The sequence below is a fragment of the Ferribacterium limneticum genome (genome assembly GCF_020510585.1).
In the GTDB taxonomy this organism is placed as follows: Bacteria; Pseudomonadota; Gammaproteobacteria; order Burkholderiales; family Rhodocyclaceae; genus Azonexus.
The window spans coordinates 886,070-904,738 of the sequence record NZ_CP075190.1 but is presented as its reverse complement, the minus strand read 5'-3'; the positions used below and the strand labels follow the sequence as shown (position 1 = coordinate 904,738).

The following is an 18,669-nucleotide window of genomic DNA, read 5'->3' as shown; positions in this document are numbered from 1 at the left end:
CCTTAATTGGTGATACCGAGAAGCGTGTCAAATAGCTTCGAGGCAATATCGAGCGACCTGGCCGATGCCTGGTAGGCCTGCTGATAACGGATAAGGTTGGCAGCCTCCTCGTCGAGATTGACGCCGGAGACCGCCGAGCGGGACAATTCGTTCTGCTTGAGGAGGGCTTGTTGCGACTCGCTGTTAACTTTGACCTGACGAGTCACCGAACCGACGCCACTGACCAGACTCGCGTAGCCGCCCTGATAGGTTGCTCGGCCACCTTCCATCGTATTTTGGGTCTGCAGCGCCGCCAGCTTCACAGCATTTCGACTATCCGACACACCGCTGGCATTAGCGCCAATAGTAAAGGTGTCGCCGTTGGCAGGAACACCGGAAATATCGACTGAAATTCCGTTGTAGGTAACGCGAGCCAGTTCCGATCCGGCATTCAATCGATTGATCGAACCAGCGGCAATAGCCAATGTCGTTCCGTCCGCATACGTCGCACTGACAGTCCCCGATGCGGGAAAGGTAAAGGTAAATGCACCACTACCCTGGCTATAAGAAAAAGCCGCCGGGAGATTCGCCAACGAGTATCCCGTACCGACGACTCCTTGGCCAACCTGCAACGAGCCAGTATTTCCCCCCCCCAGCGTCGTCACACTTGGCGCTGCGGCAGCAATCCTCTTTACATCGGCCGCTATCGACGAATTAACCTGAAAGTTTCGCGCCGCATCCCGGGTTGGCTCGATCCGGTAATCCACGCCAACCGTCGGCGCACTCCCACCAATCGAGAAACCCTCACCAACGATCAAGGCATTCAATGCAGCAACACTCGCTGCTGCCCCGGTAGCGGGGAAAACCACACCATCGGACAGTCGCGTAAGCGTCATACTGGTCGCGGAAGTTGCCGTAAGAACATAGTCGCTACCAGTCAGACTGGTTTTGAAATTCCCGGTGGCTGGATCGCCAGTCGGGGCCAGAAAACTGGCCGTCACCGAATTTGCACCGGTTACACTGGCAAGCACTTTGGGCTGAGAAAACTCAAAGAAATTCGCCTGGAAACCGATCGTTGCGGACGTCTGGTTCAGTCCATCCAAATCCTGTCCCAATGCATGCTGGGCGTTAAAGGTCAAAGCCACGGAAGCAGCGATCTGCCCCAGCGTATTGCTTACGTCATCCAGCGAATTATTGCGGAACTTCATCAAGCCGCCGAGTGCTCCGCCTTCAATCAGCGATTCAGACAGCTCCTGGACAACCCCTGATTGGCCACGCAAGCCAACCACGATCCGTTCAGGATCGGAGCTTGAGGTCATCGGAACCAGTTTATTGACGACGGAACCCACCACCAGTTGCTGGCCGTTCCCGACAAAAACGTTGAAATTGCCGATCGAGTCCTCAACAGTCGTCACCCGAACATGCTTGTTAAGGTCGGCAACGAGTTGATCGCGCAGATCCAGCAAATCGTTGGGTGGCTGGTTGGTCGCCGCTTCAGCGCGCGTAATCTGGCCATTCACCTCTGCAAGCTGCTGAGCATATACATTGATCAGCTCGACTTCGCTGCTGATTTCGCCATTTACGCTATCGTAAAGCTCGCCAAGACGCCCAGACATCGAAGTGAATCGCCCAGCCAAGGCTTCCGCCGACGACAACATACTCTGGCGCGCCGAGATAAGAGACGGATTGGCTGCCACCTGCTGCACGCCGGTAAAGAACTCCTGCATGGCAGGCGCCAGCCCTGAACTCGGATCACCCAGCATATTGTCGATCTGACTCAGCTTAGCCAGTTGCGTCGCGGATTCAGACGCGCTGGCCTGAGCAGCAAATGTCTGTGCAGTCAGATATTTATCATAGGCACGACGAACGGTATCTACGGTAGTACCACTACCAAAGTAACCAGACCCCGTCAGCCGCGGAATGCCGGCAGACTGCTGGATATATTGGCGGCTGTAGCCCGGTGTATTGGCATTCGCAATGTTGTGCTGAGTCGCCTCAAGCCCCAGTTGCGCCGCATGGATCCCGGTGATCCCAATTGATAGCATTCCGCTGCTCATGGCAATTCCTTTACTCTACAGCCTTGTTAACGGCCCCAATCCCAAAACATTGAGGACTGATTAGCCGATAAGGGCTTGGCGCAGTGTCGGGCCATTGATGATGCGCGAGAGCTTGTCGGCGTACATCGGATCAGTGGCATATCCCGCTTGTTGTAAACGTCGAGCAAACTCTGTGCCATCCTGCGATCCAATCACGCCCGTATAGCGTGGGCTGTTGCGAAGCAAATTGGCATAGTCGCGAAAGCATTCTTCATAAGATGCATAGGCGCGAAAACGTTCGGTCACTTTGGTAGGCTGACCATCGATATATTCGGTTGTGGCAGCCTCAACGGTATCGCCCGTCCAGCTTTTTCCGGCCTTGATGCCGAACAGGTTGAAACTGTTCGTTCCGTCCGGCTTGCGAATCTCACCCCGCCCCCAACCGCTCTCAAGGGCTGAATGACCAATTAAAAAAACGGGCGGAATTCCGGTTGACCGTGAGGCTTCAACCGCATGAGGCCAGACGCGATTGACGAACTCGCGCGACGAAGCTGGCGCCTCCTGACTGACCGCTGGCGTCACCGAAGCATTGGCACCATAAGAGGCAGAGGTTGGCAGGCCACTTAATACAGGTCTGTGCTGCAGGTGACTCACGTCGGAAACGGCGAGCGGCAAATCCTTGGCGGCAGCAGTTGCCGGTGCCAGCAACTCGTCCTGCCCCTTGGGCGTGTCCAGATGTCGCCCCAACTGCTGCTCAATCAGCCGCGCAAACCCGACGCCTCCGCGGCTCGAAGCCATGTTCTGAGCCATTTGCTGATCGAGCATGCCGGTATAGAAACGCGACTGATCGCTGTTTAGCAGCCCATCCTGCGGCGTTGCATCGCGCATGCTCTTCATGACCATCTGCAGGAAAAGGGCTTCGAATTGCTGCGCCGCAGCTTTCAGGCCTTGCTTCGGATCTTTTTGAAACTGGCTGCGGATATCCTGCGACCCTTTGACGTCGAAGGCCGCGCGGTTCGGCGTATCCTGAATTTTCATCGAACCGATAACCGCTCAGATAACTTCAAGTTCGGCACGCAGGGCACCGGCGGCCTTCATAGCCTGAAGAATGGCCAGAAGATCCAAAGGATTGGCACCAAGGGCATTAAGCGCCCTGACCACATCGGCCAGATTGGCCCCAGCCTTGACGTTCATCAGGCTGCCATTTGCTTGAGTAACCTGGATATCAGCCGGCTGCCCGGTTGCCCGATTGCCCGCATCGACAACCACGGAGAGGCTGCCATGCGCCACTGCACAAGGATCGAGCGTTACTTTCTGATTCATAACCACCGAACCGGTTCGTGGATTGATGACCACCAACGCACTCCCAACTGCTGGTTTGACATCCAGACTTTCCAGGCGCCCAAGGAAGGCAACGCGCGCATCGATATCGTCTGGCGCACGTACCGCAATCCGCCGACCATCGATGGCGCGAGCGGTCCCTGGCGATATCGCTCGGTTGATCGCCTCTACCATATTTTGGACTGTTCCGAAGTCAGTGTTGGCGAGCTCGTAATAGATATATCCACCCTGACCTACCGCCGTTGGAACATCGCGTTCGATCGTTGCGCCACTGGGGACTCTTCCCGCCGAAAGGTGGTTAACTGCAATTTTGGAGCCACCGGATGAGGCGCCAATACCGCCAACCAGAACGTTTCCCTGAGCGACGGCGTAGACCTGTCCATCCCCCCCCTTCAGCTGGGTCATCAGCAACGTACCGCCGCGCAGACTTTTCGCATTACCCATGGACGAAACGGTGATGTCGATGGACTGGCCCGGTTTGGAGAATGGCGGCATGACTGCCGTAACCATGACTGCTGCCACATTTTTTAACTGGAGCTTGGTGGCCTGCTCGGTCGTCAGATTAACGCCGAGCTGCGACAGCATGTTGCCCATGGCCTGGGTCGTAAACGGCGTTTGCGTCGTCTGGTCGCCGGTATTGTCCAAACCGACCACGATGCCATAGCCGATCAGTTGGTTATTGCGCACCCCTTGAATCGATGCAAGATCCTTGATGCGCTCGGCAAATGCCGGCTGGCCGCAAAGCGGCAGAAGGCAAGCGGCCACTATTGCCGCCTGCCGGTACCAATTGCCGCCAAATGTCTTCATGTTCTGTCTCCGCCTGAATATTCCCTAGAATGGCAAGACATTAAGGAAGAATCGTGCCATCCAGCCCATGATCTGCCCTTCGCTAACCTGACCAGCAGACTTGTACTCGATTCGGGCATCCGCCACCTTCGAAGATTCGATCGAATTCGAAAAATCAACAAAACTCGGGTTGACCACACCAGACACCCGGACAAACTCCTGCTCGTGGCCAATAGCCAATTGCTTTTCACCGGAAACCAGAAGATTGCCGTTGGGCATGACGTCAATGACCGTCACGGTGATGTTGCCGGTGAACACATTGTTATTTGCCGCCTCGCCCTTGCCACTGAACGCGGTTGAGCTCGTGGCCCCCAAGTCCATGCCCAGCAAGCCTTTGCCAGGCAACCCGGCGAGTGCGCTGACCGACGCTTTTTGGGCATTCGATTTATCGACCTTGTTGTTTGACTTGGCCGAGGCCGTGGTGCTCTCGGTAATCTTGATCGTGATCGTATCGCCAACAAAACGGGCCCGACGGTCTTCAAATAGCGGACGGCTATAGGCCGCTTGGTAGATCGCACCATTTGTGGCCGGGGACTCCATGCGCGGAGACGGGCGAGCCGACATCGGCTGGTGCACATTGGTCGGCGGCGTCGTCGCACAAGCGCTTGTCAATACAACAGCCAGCAAGGCCAGACGTTTCATGGTTTCACCTCATAGCTGGGTCAGGCGCCCCAGCATTGCATCGGAGACCGAGACCACCTTCGAGTTCAGTTCATACGCACGCTGGGTCTGGATCATCGTGACAAGCTCTTCGGCGACATTGACGTTGGAAGTTTCAACATAGCCCTGATTGGTCACCCCCGCACCATTGGTCCCCGGCGTATTGGGCGTTGGCGTTCCGCTCGCGGCAGTTTCCAGGAACAGATTCTGGCCGATCGCCTGCAAGCCACCATTGTTGACGAAAGTCGCCAATTGAATCGACCCAATCTGAGTCGCCGCTGCCGTTCCGGACTGTGTGACCGTCACAGTGCCGTCAGTGCCGATCGAGACTGAAAGTGCGTTCGCAGGAATCGTGATGTTAGGCTGCAGCGGGTAACCATCGGCAGTAACGATCTGGCCTTGATTGTCTTTTTGGAATGAGCCGTCTCGCGTATAACCTGTCGTTCCATCCGGCAGAAGAATCTGGAAGAACCCGCTGCCTTGGACCGCCACGTCCAGCGTGTTGTCCGTTTTCTGAAGATTGCCCTGGGTATATAGGCGAGCCGTTGCCACCGGACGCGCTCCGGCGCCCAACTGCAACCCGGTCGGAACTTGGGACTGCTGTGATGATTGTGCGCCAGGCTGACGCAGGTTCTGATAGAGCAGATCTTCGAAGACCGCCCGGGAACGCTTGAAACCGTTTGTTCCGACGTTGGCCAGATTGTTGGCGATAACATCGAGCTGGGTTTGCTGGGCATCGAGTCCGGTTCGGGCTATCCACAGGGAACGGATCATGACTAAGTCCTATCAGGAATTCAATGAAAGCAGTTGATCGGCACGCTGGGCATTGGTATCGGCCGTCTGCAGCATCTTGATCTGCATTTCGAACTGACGAGAGAGACTGATCAGGTTGACCATCGCATCCGTCACGTTGACGTTACTGCCTTCCAGCGCGCCCGAAGCAACGCGAACCGTTGCATCCGCTTCCGCGGGCTGACCGCTGCGCAAGCGAAACAGGCCGTCGGCACCCCGTACCAGATCAGCCTCTGGTGGATTCACCAACTTCAGGCGTCCGATTGCGTTGGCATTGTTTGGCGTACCAAAACTAGGCACAACCGAGATAGTCCCATCGGGGGCAATTTCAATGTTGTTGTCGGGCGGCACGTTGATCGGCCCACCATCGCCGACCACCGGGTAACCACTCTTGGTTTGCAGCAACCCTGCCACATCGACATCCAGACTACCGGCTCGGGTATAGGCCTCGCTGCCATCCGGCATCTGCACGGCCAGCCAGCCACGCCCCTGAACCGAAACATCTAGGTTACGGCCGGTAAACATCACCGGACCTTCGCTGAAAACATCGCTGACGGATGCGTCGACCACAAACGCCCGCGTCGGCATGGCATCGCTCAGAATCGGCACCGCTCGGAAGCGGTGCTCCTGCGCCTTGAAACCGACCGTGCTGGCATTGGCCAGATTGTTCGCCGTCCCGGCCTGCTGCATGAAAACATGCTTGGCGCCAGTCATCGCGGTGTAGATCAGACGATCCATGATGCGTTTTCCGAGAGATCAGCGGCTATTAGCGGATGTTGACCAGCGTTTGGAGAATCTGGTCCTGTGTCTTGATCGACTGGGCGCTGGCCTGATAGTTGCGCTGCTGGACGATCAGGTTGACCAGTTCCGCGGTCAGATCGACGTTCGACTCTTCGACTGCCGATGCTTGCAGCACACCAAAAATTCCGGTATTCGGATTGCCCGGCGTCGGTTGCCCAGAATCGGCTGTTTCCGACCACTGGTTATTACCGATTGAGGAGAGGCCATTCGGATTGCGGAAGTTGAACAGAGCGACCTGACCAATGTCACGAGTCTGACCGTTGTCGTAGCGGGCTTGAACGATACCGTCCTTGGAAACACTGACACCAGCGAGGTTACCCGGAGCAAAACCATTCTGCGTCAGGTCGTTGACAGCGAACGGACTGCCAAACTGGGTCATGTTCGAAACGTCAATATCAAACGCCAGAGGCGTTACTGCGCCAGTGGTTACGGCGTAGCTCTTGTTTATCGAACCAGCAGAAGTCAGCACGCCCGACGAGTTGAAAGTTACCGTACCAGCTGCTTCAGCCACAGTTGGAGCAACCCCATCCATGCGGGTGTACAAGGTCCACTGATTGGGTGTCGCAGTCTTCAGAAAATAGTAAGACAGTGTGTGAGGATTGCCCAACGAGTCGTACACCGTCATAGCCGTCGAACTGTTGTAGGTATCGGGATCAGTCGGATCGAATGGAGCCTGTGCCGGTTGCGTCTGGCGAGAGTCCAGATTGGCCGTCACGCCAGCCGTACTGGTTGGATTCGGTGTCCCGGTGACGAAATCAACCTTGAGTTGATCGGTTGGCGGCTGCTGCGGAATGCTGCCGGTCGAGTCGGCAAGCACACCAAGCAGTTTGCGGTTCTGGTCATTGATGATGAAGCCATCCTTATCCAGATGGAACTGACCATTACGCGAATAACTTACCGAGCCGTTCTGGGTCAGTCCAAAAAAACCCGTTCCGTTGATGGCAATATCCAGAGGGTTGTTCGTCGCGGTAATGTTGCCCTGCGTATATTGCTGCAGGACCCCACTCAATGTGCTACCAATACCGATTTGCGAACCACCGCCCCCTTGCAAGGAAGCGCCATATACATCGGCAAAGTGGGTTGCCGAGGACTTGAAGCCGACCGTCGATGCGTTGGCAATGTTGTTACCGGCAACGTCCAGCGCCTTGGAAGAGGAAGCCAGACCGCTCAAACCTTGTTGGAATGCCATGATGTACTCCTTGACTCAATCTTAGTAAATCTGTTCGACGGAACTGAAATCGACCAGACCCGTTCCGGGAATTTCTAGCTGAAAACCGTTCTGTCCTCTTACAAGAGCAGATACCGTGCCAACCTCCAGCGCACTCGCCGTTACCTTGTTGGCACCTTGAGTCGCCTGCACGGAAAACTGGTAAGTTCCATTAGCCAAACGAGTTCCATCGGCATTCTTCCCATCCCAAATAAAGTCAATCACACCAGTCTTTTGGGCGCCGAGATCCTCCTGAGCGACCTTCACGCCATTAGCGTCGCTGATAATGATGCTGACCTTGTCCGCGTCCCCATCCAGTTTCACCCCGCCCAGTGCACCGTTATCACCCAAAGGGAGAGAATTGCCGGCGGCAAGGACATTTTTGCCGACCATGGACGAAGATTGCATGGCCAAGGTCTCGCTATATGAAGTCAAAAGCTTTTCCAGCGTAGTGTTGAGACTATCGATTCCCTTCACTGTATTGATTTGAGCCAGTTGGCTAGTCAGTTCAGCGTTATCCATCGGATTCAATGGATCCTGATTCTGCATCTGGGTCACCAGCAGTGTCATAAAACGGTCGCCCAACTGATCTGCCGCACTGGTCGTCGAGGTCGAGCTTTCGGAAAGTTGCTGTAAAACCGAGTTGACCGTGGAACTACTAGTAACGCTACTCATGACTCATCTCCTTATTGACCAATCTGCAGAGTGCGCAGCATCATGGTCTTTGCGGTATTCATGACCTCGACGTTCGTCTGGTACGAGCGCGAGGCGGAAATCATGTTGGTCATTTCTTCAACCACATTGACATTCGGGAAGGCAACGTAGCCTTTTTCATCAGCTGCAGGATTCTTGGGGTCATACACGATGCGAGGTGGAGAGGCATCATCGACCACTTGACGCACACGTACCCCCTTTGAAATATCACCAACGCCCCCCATCGGCGTCGCCTCGAATACGACCTGTTTAGCCCGGTAAGGCTGTCCGTCCGATGACACGATGCTGTCCGCATTGGCCAGATTGGAGGCCACCGCGTTGAGGCGCATCGACTGCGCCGTCATGGCGCTCGAGGACACCTGAAATACGTTAAACAGGCTCATTCAATCTCTCCTTAGCTTTGAGTGGAACTCATAGCACTACGCAAGCCCTGGAACTTGTTGCTAATCAATTGGGTAAGAATCTGGTACTGAAGGGCGTTATCCGTAATCTGGGCGCGCTCGACATCCATATCGACGGTGTTGCCATCAACGGCAGACTGTGTCTCGGTGCGATATTGCATGGCACCAGGACCACTCGCTCCATTGCCCATTTGATGTCCAGTGGAGGTCGCCGCCATGCTCAACGGCCCTGTATCGGCACGGCCAGCCAACGCGTTCTGCATGGCCGACTTGAAATCAATATCGCGAGCCTTGAAATTCGGCGTATCAGCATTGGCGATATTCGATGCCAGCACCTGATGGCGCTGTGTACGCAAATCGAGAGCCTTGCTTAGAACCGAGAAGTTTTGCGCGATATTTGCCATGGTCGCCTCCAACATTTGTTGAACCATAAAAAGCATACTTCATGCCATGGCGAAATTAATACGCGACAACGATTTCAATAGGGCAAAATGCACACATGCCAATGCGTCTCCTTGCCCTGCTTTGCTTGCTCCCCCATTGCCTGCTCGCTCTTGCGGCAGACTCGGCAACCATTCTCGATACAGCGGAACAACACATTCGTCTGCAAACGAAAAATCTTTCCGGCAAAACGACCATCACGATGGGGCAGTTCGATGCCAGCAAACTTCCACCTTGCTCGGCACTCGAGGCGTTTACGCCGCAAGGCAGCAAAATAGTCGGCCGAACTCACATCGGCGTTCGTTGCTTGTCACCAAATAGCTGGACCGTTCTGGTACCGGCTCAAATTGCCGTAGCCGGCAACTATGTCACGACCAGCCGACCATTAATTGCCGGTCAGGTGATCAGCCAATCAGATCTGGTCACACTCAGTGGCGACGTCTCCCATTTGCCGGCCGGCGTGGCCAGCGATTCCTCAGGCGTTGTCGGCAAGACACTTCGCAACTCGCTGGGCGCTGGCCAGACCATACGTTTCGATCAGTTAGTGGCTCCAATCGTAATCCGCCAGGGCCAGACAGTAAGGGTTATCTCCAATGGCAGCGGATTCTCAGTCAGCGCCGAAGGCAAGGCAATCAACAATGCGGCTCTTGGCCAGCCGGCACAGATTCGCATGAATTCTGGCCAGACTATATCTGGCACAGCGCGTGCTGACGGCAGTGTAGAAATAGATTTTTGAGCTAAAGTTTCGGCGTTGACGGCCGATATACCGTCTGAGATCAAAAAGTATTGTGAGCCACATCATGAAAATCGACAGCACATATAATCCTGCCACTACGCAGCCCGCCCCACGTGCGGCTACTCGCCCGTCGAATGAAGCGTCATCAAACGCTGAATCGGTGAGCCTGAGTCATTTGGCAAGCACCTTCCAAGGCGCTGAGAAACCGCCGGTTAATGCGGCACGTATTCAGGAAATTAAGGAAGCAATCGCCCAAGGCCGTTTCAAGGTCAATCCAGAAGCGATTGCTGATGGATTGATTCAGTCCGCACGTGACCTGCTTGATTCCCAGCGCAAGGCTTGATGACCATAGTTGCGAAGCTGTTGAAGCACGAGGCCGAACTGGTCATACGCTTCCGAAATACGCTTTTGAGCGAACAGGAAATTCTGCGCTCAGGTAAACCAGATGGCTTGGCTGAAATAAATGCTGAAAAGCTCTCACTCGTCGAGAGCCTGAATCTAGCAGGTGCCGAGCGTGCTCGCACTCTTTCATCAAGCGATGAAGCGACTATCGATATGCAAGCATGGTTTTCGGCCCACCCATCTGAAATAGAAGCAGCTGAGCTTTGGAAGGGGTTACTGGGAACTGCACGTGAAGCACGTGCTATAAATGAGTTAAACGGAAACCTGATTAACGTGCTTCACCAGAAAACCAGCGATGCGCTTTCCATTCTGACACAGGGTAAAGTGGACCAATCGTTGTACAGCAGCAATGGCCAGGCATCCCAGAGTACAGGCAGTCGAATCATCGATTCGGCCTAATCCGCCAATCGAGCAGATCAACGATTTGGCACCTTGGGCACTTCGTTGATTTCCGTAGGCTCTTCCGGGCGGTTAGAGTCAATCATGATACTGACGCGGCGGTTCCTGGCCCGTCCCTCCGGCGTTGTGTTTGTCTCCACTGGCCTGGTTTCACCATACCCGATTGCCGTTAATCGCTCCGCGCCGACTCCCCCGTCATTAAAAAGCCGAAGTACCGTTGTCGCACGCATGGCGGACAACTCCCAGTTGGACGGAAATTGGGGCGTAGCAATCGGCACGTTGTCGGTATGCCCCTCGATTGTGATCGGGAAATCCGTACTCGCAAGCACCTGAGCTATTACGCCCATGGCGCTTATTGAGGCAGGTTGAAGACGTGCCTGTCCTGCAGAAAAAAGCACGCTATCGTTAATTTCGATGGTCACCCCGCGACTGGTCTCGAGTAGCCGAACTTTCCCTGCCGCAACAAGAGGCTGTAGCGCATCCATAATGTCGCCAGCCACATTCTTCATCTTTTGGCGTTGCTCGGCTTTCTTAGCCTCGTTCTTGGCAGTCTCGGGCGCCTTGTCAACTTTGATCACCGGCCGTGGCGGCATAGGAAGCGCGCCTGGCATGACAGCAATTGGCTGCCCCCCCGGCTCTCCGGTTTTATTTTTGAATGCATTGGTCAGCGAATTTGACAGGACCTTATATTTACCCTCATTCACCGACGAAACAGCGTACATGACCACAAAAAATGCAAACAACAGGGTAATGAAATCGGCGTAGGAAACTAGCCAGCGTTCGTGGTTTTCATGCTCCTCCTCACGGCGCTTGCGGGCCATTAGTGAAGATAGCCTTTCAGGCGCCCCTCGATGATCCGCGGATTATCACCGACAGCGATACCAACAAGACCATCAACAAGCATTTCCCGCGATGAAACCATGCGCATCACGTAGTATTTTAGCTTGGCGGCAATAGGCAGATATACAAGGTTGGCCAAGCCAACGCCATAGATTGTCGCAACAAACGCGACCGCTATGCCGCCACCAAGCTTTGTGGGATCGGAAAGGTTTTCCATGACATGAATCAGCCCCATTACAGCCCCCAGGATGCCGATCGTCGGGGAATAGCCACCGGCTGCATCCCATATTTTCGCTGACTGGCGCCACTCATCTTCGAAGGTGCCTATCTCGACTTCCAGCAATTCCCGGATTCGCTCCGGATCAGCGCCATCAACCAAGAGCTGCAAGCCCTTTCGCGCAAATTCATCCTTTATACCCGGGATATAGTTTTCAAGGGCCAACAACCCCTCGCGACGTGACATCTGGCTCCAGTTGAGAATCTGTTCTATCTGGCGCTTCTGCTCAATAACCGGGGGTATCCAAACCCATTTAGCCATCTTCATTCCACGCTTGAAGATATGAATCGGACTTTGCAGCAACACCGCACCCAACGTACCACCAAGCACGATCAACAGCGCTGTTGGCTGAACTAGAGAACCAATACTTCCGCCCTCAAGGTATTGCCCCCCAATGATAGCCACGATACTTATTGCGAGACCCGCGAGGCTGATCTTATCCACCAGCCTTCTCCTTGCGACGTTTCGTGGCTGCAGGAACCTCACCGACAATACGGCTGCGTAGTCGTGCGATAGCCTGAGTATGCAGCTGGCAAACGCGCGACTCAGTGACCCCCATAACTTCGCCGATCTCCCGCAAATTTAGATCCTGCTCGTAGTACAGCGCCATCATCATTTTTTCGCGCTCCGGCAGCAAACCAATAGCCTGCACTAATTGCTCCTTTACACCCCGATCTTCCAGGATACTTACCGGATCAGCCTCGTTGTCTGTAAAGTGCCGCTCTAGAAAATCCTCATCGCTCGAACCCGAAAAATCTTCGTAATAGACAATCTGATGTCCGCGCGCCTCCTGTAGCGTCCGTTGGTAGTCAGCCAAGGACATACCCAACGCGTCAGCCAGCTCCTTTTCTGATGGCGCACGTCCATATTCATGCTCAAGCTGGTTGATTGTCGTTTCTATGCGACGCAACTCCCGACGCAAATTTCGTGGCAACCAATCGTTTTCTCGTAAGCCATCCAGCATGGCACCACGAACTCGTTGTGTTGCGTAGGTCTCAAACTGAGCCCCGAAACCTTCCTGAAAACGATCTATAGCGTCAAGCAAGCCAAGCATCCCGTTCTGGACGAGATCGTCGAATTGCACGCTAGGCGGCAAACGAGCCATCAGATGATAGGCAATACGCTTCACCAGCGGCATGAAGCGCTGAACCAACTGGTCCCTATCAGGCTGCCCGGCAGCGGTATACATCAGGCTCGTAGTACGTTGGGGGTTATGCGTTGGCTCAAGTGTAACAGTTGCTGCATGAACTGACCGACACCTCCGGCCTCGCACTCACTGCGCTGCCAGTACAGCATATCCGAAGCTATATCCCGGAATGCCGCCGCCGCCGGCGAGTCGGGTGCCTGAACCAGGACTGACCGACATAGCTGCGCCGACTGCCGCAATGCCTCATCGAGAGGTATTGCACCAGCGTAATCAAGGCGAGCAACACCGCGTTGAGCTGCAACCTGAGCGATATTCTCGAAGATTGAGCGCGCATCTGCATGACTACGAACTTTGTTCACCAGAATACGGAAATGCTTCCGCGAAAAAGCATGGCTTACTTTTTTGATCAGCGAATATGCCTCTGTTATCGAGGCACTACTCCCGGAAAGCACCACTACCGCCTCCTGAGAAACCAGCCCAAATGGTGAAAAGCCATTTGGGTGAGCCATGCTGGCATCGACCAGTATTACATCAATTGGCCTTTCCAGACCGGACATCGCATCGAGTAAAGTCTGCTGCTGCGGCAACGACAGTCGCCCCAGTTTTCTGGCCGCCCGCGCCGCCGGTAGAACGCGCAGCCCCAACATCGGCTGAAGTACGACTTGAGAAAGCGGCATTTCACGCTGTACAACATTGAGAAGATCATGCTTGGCAGTCATGCCGAAAGTAGACGCGATGTCGTCACCTTGCACATGCTCATCTATGATCAGAACCTCTTTTCCTAGCCGCGCAAGTGCCACCCCGATATTGGCCACGGCCACACTGCGACCGACACCGTCGCATCCAGCAACAAAAGTGACAACCTGCAATTGCTGGCCACCTCCCAATAGGCGGCGCAATCCTGCGGCCTGATCAACGCGAAAGTCAGCCACGGCTGCCTCCAACCGCAACCATCCCTGCGCTAGCCATCATCAATCCTGGTTCAAGGCCGTCATATTTATGGGGAGAGCTTTCCGGGACATCTTTGAACGCACGATGCAAGAGATAGCTACGATTAGGCAGATGCAAATCTTCCGGCACTCGCTGTCCATTGGAAACGTATTGAAGCTTCAAACCGTGGCGCATGATGACATCCAGGACGGTAGCCAGACTTGCTGCCTCGTCGATCTTTGTCAAAATGCAACCAGCCAGCGTGTCACCCGCGTAGGCTCGAACGACGTCATCCAGCGTGTCACCTCGCGAAGTTGAGTTCAGCAACAACAATCGTTGTACGTCGCAGCCAGAAAGCATGTCGGTCAACTCAGGGACCAGCTTGTCTCTCTGACTCATACCCATTGTATCGATCAGCACCATATGCTTATGCTGCAACTCAATCAAGGTCTGACGTAGTTCATTAGCGTCCTTGACCAAGTGAACGGAGACGCCAAGGATACGACCATAGATACGCAGTTGCTCATGTGCACCAATTCGATACCCATCTGTTGTAACCAATGCCACCTTACTCGGGCCGTGGCGCAACACGCAGCGCGCAGCAAGCTTCGCAGTTGTCGTTGTTTTCCCTACACCGGTCGGTCCAACCAACGCATAGACGCCACCTCGGTCAACGATATCGTTTTCGTTGCCGATCGTCAGAAGCGAACGATCAGCCGCCCCCTTGACCCATGCCATTGCCTCCAAACCATTCATTTCACGCGGTAGGTCAGAAAGCAGTTCGCGGGAAAACTGAGGGGAAAACCCGGCATCGAGCATCTGACGCAAGATATCTGTCTTTACCGGCTCGGAGCGAGCAGACTCACCCCACGCGAAGCCAGCCAAGTGCTGCTCAACAATTTTGCGCAATGAGCGAATCTCGTCCATCACCTCCATCGGCACTACTTCCGCCTCCGGGCGGCGCGGCACACTCGTCTGAACCGCTGCAGAGGCTGGCGGGGTGGAAATCGGAGCTACTCTCGAGGGAGCCGCGGTCGTTGGGCTAGGGCGGCCATGTTCCATCTGCCGCATTGCCCCGGTTCTGGGAATGCCCGCATTGACCAGCATTGCTGCTTGCTTTGACACGTGCGCCTGATATTGCGCCGATGACGGCGGAGGAACCACGGTAGGCTGCGGCGGCTGTGAGACTCTTGCTCGCGCCGAACTCAGAACAACACGATAGTCGTCATCCGGATGGCTTTCCGGAACTTTTCTCTCCTGTAGTGTTTTTTCTTGAACCTGGGTGGGAACAATCATCGCCATGTCGCGCGCAGCCACAGCCATGATCTCGACACCGCCCGGCACGCCGCGATTCGAAAGAATGATCGCGTCGTTACCAAGAGTTTCTTTTACTTTACGCAAGGCGTCCCTTGCGTTGGCTGCGATGAATTTTCTGACGTTCATGTTCTACCTCCGATGATCGAGGTCACCTTAATAATTCGGGTTTCAGGCACTTCGTTATGGGACAGCACCTTCAACTGGGGAACGGTACGTCGCAAAAATCTGGATAACAGCAGGCGAAGACTGCCCGGCACCAGCAATACCGCCGGCAACCCCAGACCTTCCTGGCGCCCCGCTGCCAAGGCGGTCTCACGCAAAAGCGTATCAGCAAGCCCCGGCTCAAAGCTGGTATTTTCTGAGCCGCCAGCCACTGCCTGTGACAAGAGACGCTCCAAGGTCGGATCGAGCGACATGACCTGCATTTCGCTATTGCCCGGGAAAAGCTGCTGAGCAATGGCTCTACCAAGGGCTATACGTACCTGGCTCGACAGGTCGTCTGCATTTTGGGTGCGCGTTGCGTGGTCGGCGACAGTTTCGATAATGGTCCGCATGTCGCGGATATGAACCCCTTCTTCGAGCATCGACTGCAGAACTTTTTGCAACGTGCCGAGAGGCAGAACCTTGGGAACAAGATCCTCGACCAGCTTTGGCATTTCCTTGGCAAGATGATCCAGCAATTGCTGAACTTCCTGACGACCAAGCAGTTCGCCCGCATGGGTCAGGATCAGGTGGTTTAGGTGCGTAGCAACCACCGTTGAGGCATCCACCACGGTGTAGCCGTAGGCTTGTGCCTGCTCTCGCTGAGCGGGGTCGATCCAAACCGCTGGCAGCCCGAATGCCGGATCTTTAGTCACTGCGCCATTCAGCGTACCTGCCACACGGCCCGGATTAATTGCCATGAGTTGCCCCGCGTAGGCCTCGCCTTGCCCGACCTCAACACCCTTCAGAAGGATACGGTAGGCATTTGGCTTCAATTCAAGATTGTCGCGGATATGAACAGGGGAAACAAGGAAACCGACTTCCTGTGCAAACTTTTTGCGAATACCGCGAATACGACGCAACAATTCCCCATCCTGAGATTTATCGACTAAAGGTATCAGGCGATAACCAACCTCTAGCCCAAGAACGTCCAGCGGAGCCACATCACCCCATGTCGCTTCCATAGCCTCCTGAACAGGGGCAGCTGCGACCTTGACCGGCGCTTCGACAATCCGCTTCTCTTTCTCCATCATCCGCCAGGACATCCAGCCCATCCCCGAAGCCAACATCAGAAAGACCAGATTTGGCATGCCCGGAATCATCCCGAGAATTCCAATGATTCCCGCAGTGACACCGATCACCTTAGCGCTTCGGAACATCTGACCCATAACCTGTTGGCCGATATCACGATCATCCGACACCCGTGTAACGACCATGCCGGCCGCGATAGAGATGATCAGCCCCGGAATCTGTGCGACAAGGCCATCACCGATCGTCAGCAGGGTGTAATTTTTTGCCGCCTGGGCCAGTTCCATGTTGTGCTGAAGGACGCCGACAATCAGCCCTCCCACGACATTGAGCAGCATGATGATGATGCCAGCGACGGCGTCGCCACGAACAAACTTTGACGCACCATCCATTGAACCGAAAAACTCAGCTTCACGGGATATCTCGGAACGGCGCCTACGGGCATCTTCCTCGCCGATCAGACCGGCGTTTAGATCAGCATCAATGGCCATCTGTTTGCCAGGCATCGCATCCAGCGTGAAACGTGCCGACACCTCGGCAACACGTCCGGCGCCCTTGGTAATCACGACAAAATTGATGACCACGAGGATCATAAATACAAGAATACCAACGGCAAAGTTCCCGCCCACCATGAAATGCCCGAATGCCTCGATTACTTTCCCGGCTGCGTCAGGACCAGTATGCCCCTCAAGCATGACCACTCGGGTCGAAGCCACATTCAGCGACAAGCGAAGCAAAGTGGTAACCAGCAGCACCGTCGGAAAGACAGAAAACTCGAGTGTTTTTTGCGTGTTGACAGCAACAAGCAAGACCAGCACAGATATTGCAATGTTGAAGGTAAAGAACACATCGAGCGCAAAAGCCGGAAGTGGCAATACCATCATTGCCAAGATCATCATGATCAAGACCGGCGCGGCCAATTGCGAGACGTTGATGCGCGCCATGAAACTTTGCATACTGACTGATGAGGAAGCCATTTACGCCGCCTCCGGAACCAGCCCAGCAGGCACGGGCAGATCACGGGGAGGCACCGGATAGGTACCACCCACCTGCCGCCAGTTGGCGAGCTGGTAGACATACGCAAGAACCTCAGCGACCGCGCTGTACAGGGCTGAGGGGATTTCCGAGTCGAGTTCAGTATGCTTGTAGAGCGCCCTGGCCAGAGGCGGCGCCTCCATGATCGGCACCGCATTTTCGTTGGCTACTTCTCGTATTCTCAGAGCAATCATTCCCGCCCCCTTCGCCACCACCTTCGGTGCGGCCATCCCTGTTTGATAGGCAAGGGCCACTGCAAAATGAGTCGGATTAGTCACTACTACATTTGCCGTAGGGACTGCAGCCATCATGCGCTTCCGCGCAGCTTGCATCTGCAGACTGCGAATGCGACCTTTGACGTGCGGATCGCCCATCATTTCCTTCATTTCCTGCTTGACCTCTTCCTTGGTCATTTTCAACTTATCGAAGTATTGCCATAGCTGAAATGGAACATCTGCAGCAACAACCAGCACCAGCGTTGCGGCCATGATCAAAAAGGAAAAGGAAACCAGATTTCCGGCATGCACAAGCCCAGCATCCAACGGCTCGCCCAGCAATCCAAATATTTCGTCACGCTCGGCCCAGATCAGCGCAACGGCAACCCCACCAAGCAAACTCGCCTTCAAAACAGCCTTACCCAACTCCATCAGGCTATTCCAGGAAAACATCCGACCAAAACCGCTGAGTGGATTGAGCCGATTGAAATCAGGAGCCAGGGCCTGCGGCGAAAACACCCAGGCATTCAGGAAAAACGGGGGCAAGACCGCAGCCAGCAAAAGGAGGCCAAGCAGGGGAGAAAACGCAAACAATGCATCGCTAGAGATTTCGGCCAATCGGGGCAACATCAAGGCCGGCTCACGCATAACCTCGGATTCGATGGTGAAGCCTTTTTTGACAATAGCCATTGAGCGCTGGATGAACCAGCCGCCCATCATCCAAAAAGTAGCACCGGCAACGATTAAAACCAGAAAAGTACCGAGCTCACGGGAATGCGGGACCTGCCCCTTCTCCCGGGCCTGCTCGATTCGCCTACTAGTAGGCTCTTCAGTTTTCTCGAGGTCGCTATCTTCGGCCATAGCCATCTTTGGTTTATGTTATGGCTATTATAGGAAAAAACGAGAAAAATTATATAGGTACG

20 protein-coding genes are annotated in these 18,669 nt (G+C 54.8%); 3 read left to right on the top strand and 17 right to left on the bottom strand.

Going from position 1 to position 18,669, the window contains the following annotated elements; genetic code table 11:
* Positions 1–2 precede the first annotated feature (2 nt).
* The 10 genes from flgK to flgB are packed head-to-tail and all read right to left on the bottom strand — an operon-like array spanning position 3 to position 9,181.
* Positions 3–2,036: a flagellar hook-associated protein FlgK gene (gene flgK, locus KI613_RS04335; RefSeq protein ID WP_226403982.1), complete on the bottom strand. Its 2,034-nt coding sequence runs from the start codon at positions 2,034–2,036 to the stop codon at positions 3–5.
* Between the two features lie 60 nt (positions 2,037–2,096).
* The gene (flgJ, locus tag KI613_RS04330; protein ID WP_226403981.1) at positions 2,097–3,053 is read right to left on the bottom strand and encodes a flagellar assembly peptidoglycan hydrolase FlgJ; all 957 of its coding nucleotides are present in this window, start codon (positions 3,051–3,053) and stop codon (positions 2,097–2,099) included.
* A gap of 15 nt (positions 3,054–3,068) precedes the next feature.
* Positions 3,069–4,163: a flagellar basal body P-ring protein FlgI gene (locus KI613_RS04325; RefSeq protein WP_226403980.1), complete on the bottom strand. Its 1,095-nt coding sequence runs from the start codon at positions 4,161–4,163 to the stop codon at positions 3,069–3,071.
* A 24-nt stretch (positions 4,164–4,187) separates the two neighbouring features.
* Positions 4,188–4,844, bottom strand: coding sequence for a flagellar basal body L-ring protein FlgH (locus KI613_RS04320; RefSeq protein WP_226403979.1), 657 nt, complete (start codon positions 4,842–4,844; stop codon positions 4,188–4,190).
* A 9-nt stretch (positions 4,845–4,853) separates the two neighbouring features.
* Positions 4,854–5,636: a flagellar basal-body rod protein FlgG gene (gene flgG / locus KI613_RS04315; protein WP_226403978.1), complete on the bottom strand. Its 783-nt coding sequence runs from the start codon at positions 5,634–5,636 to the stop codon at positions 4,854–4,856.
* A 12-nt stretch (positions 5,637–5,648) separates the two neighbouring features.
* Complete coding sequence (gene flgF, locus KI613_RS04310; protein WP_226403977.1) at positions 5,649–6,392, bottom strand: flagellar basal-body rod protein FlgF; 744 nt, start codon at positions 6,390–6,392, stop codon at positions 5,649–5,651.
* A gap of 28 nt (positions 6,393–6,420) precedes the next feature.
* A complete protein-coding gene (flgE, locus tag KI613_RS04305) occupies positions 6,421–7,644 on the bottom strand; it encodes a flagellar hook protein FlgE (RefSeq protein WP_226403976.1) in 1,224 nt (407 codons plus the stop codon).
* A 21-nt stretch (positions 7,645–7,665) separates the two neighbouring features.
* Positions 7,666–8,337 carry a flagellar hook assembly protein FlgD gene (locus KI613_RS04300; protein WP_226403975.1) on the bottom strand — a complete coding sequence of 224 codons (672 nt, stop codon included), beginning with the start codon at positions 8,335–8,337 and terminating at the stop codon, positions 7,666–7,668.
* 11 nt (positions 8,338–8,348) lie between these two features.
* On the bottom strand, positions 8,349–8,759 hold the full coding sequence (gene flgC, locus KI613_RS04295; RefSeq protein ID WP_226403974.1) for a flagellar basal body rod protein FlgC: 411 nt from the start codon (positions 8,757–8,759) through the stop codon (positions 8,349–8,351).
* Positions 8,760–8,770: 11 nt separating this feature from the next.
* On the bottom strand, positions 8,771–9,181 hold the full coding sequence (gene flgB, locus KI613_RS04290; RefSeq protein ID WP_226403973.1) for a flagellar basal body rod protein FlgB: 411 nt from the start codon (positions 9,179–9,181) through the stop codon (positions 8,771–8,773).
* Between the two features lie 95 nt (positions 9,182–9,276).
* Between flgB and flgA the strand changes: the two genes are divergently transcribed.
* The 3 genes from flgA (at position 9,277) to KI613_RS04275 (ending at position 10,755) form a co-directional block, all read left to right on the top strand.
* Positions 9,277–9,954, top strand: a complete 678-nt coding sequence (gene flgA, locus KI613_RS04285) for a flagellar basal body P-ring formation chaperone FlgA (RefSeq protein ID WP_226403972.1) — start codon at positions 9,277–9,279, stop codon at positions 9,952–9,954.
* 64 nt (positions 9,955–10,018) lie between these two features.
* On the top strand, positions 10,019–10,297 hold the full coding sequence (gene flgM, locus KI613_RS04280) for a flagellar biosynthesis anti-sigma factor FlgM (RefSeq protein WP_226403971.1): 279 nt from the start codon (positions 10,019–10,021) through the stop codon (positions 10,295–10,297).
* Positions 10,297–10,755, top strand: a complete 459-nt coding sequence (locus KI613_RS04275; protein WP_226403970.1) for a flagella synthesis protein FlgN — start codon at positions 10,297–10,299, stop codon at positions 10,753–10,755. Before flgM ends, KI613_RS04275 begins: the two co-directional genes overlap by 1 nt.
* A 17-nt stretch (positions 10,756–10,772) precedes the next feature.
* Here the strand turns inward: KI613_RS04275 and motD are convergent, their stop codons facing one another.
* From motD to flhB, 7 genes are read right to left on the bottom strand one after another with little or no spacing between them, the layout of a single operon-like run.
* Positions 10,773–11,576, bottom strand: coding sequence for a flagellar motor protein MotD (gene motD / locus KI613_RS04270; protein WP_226403969.1), 804 nt, complete (start codon positions 11,574–11,576; stop codon positions 10,773–10,775).
* The gene (locus KI613_RS04265) at positions 11,576–12,316 is read right to left on the bottom strand and encodes a flagellar motor protein (protein WP_226403968.1); all 741 of its coding nucleotides are present in this window, start codon (positions 12,314–12,316) and stop codon (positions 11,576–11,578) included. The genes motD and KI613_RS04265 overlap by 1 nt, the downstream gene beginning before the upstream one ends.
* A complete protein-coding gene (locus tag KI613_RS04260; RefSeq protein ID WP_226403967.1) occupies positions 12,309–13,061 on the bottom strand; it encodes an RNA polymerase sigma factor FliA in 753 nt (250 codons plus the stop codon). Before KI613_RS04260 ends, KI613_RS04265 begins: the two co-directional genes overlap by 8 nt.
* Positions 13,061–13,951 (bottom strand): MinD/ParA family ATP-binding protein, encoded by an 891-nt coding sequence (locus tag KI613_RS04255; protein WP_226403966.1) that lies wholly within the window; start codon positions 13,949–13,951, stop codon positions 13,061–13,063. Before KI613_RS04255 ends, KI613_RS04260 begins: the two co-directional genes overlap by 1 nt.
* A complete protein-coding gene (gene flhF / locus KI613_RS04250; RefSeq protein ID WP_226403965.1) occupies positions 13,944–15,392 on the bottom strand; it encodes a flagellar biosynthesis protein FlhF in 1,449 nt (482 codons plus the stop codon). The genes KI613_RS04255 and flhF overlap by 8 nt, the downstream gene beginning before the upstream one ends.
* A complete protein-coding gene (flhA, locus tag KI613_RS04245; RefSeq protein WP_226403964.1) occupies positions 15,389–17,473 on the bottom strand; it encodes a flagellar biosynthesis protein FlhA in 2,085 nt (694 codons plus the stop codon). The genes flhF and flhA overlap by 4 nt, the downstream gene beginning before the upstream one ends.
* A complete protein-coding gene (gene flhB, locus KI613_RS04240; RefSeq protein WP_226403963.1) occupies positions 17,474–18,607 on the bottom strand; it encodes a flagellar biosynthesis protein FlhB in 1,134 nt (377 codons plus the stop codon).
* Positions 18,608–18,669 lie beyond the last annotated feature (62 nt).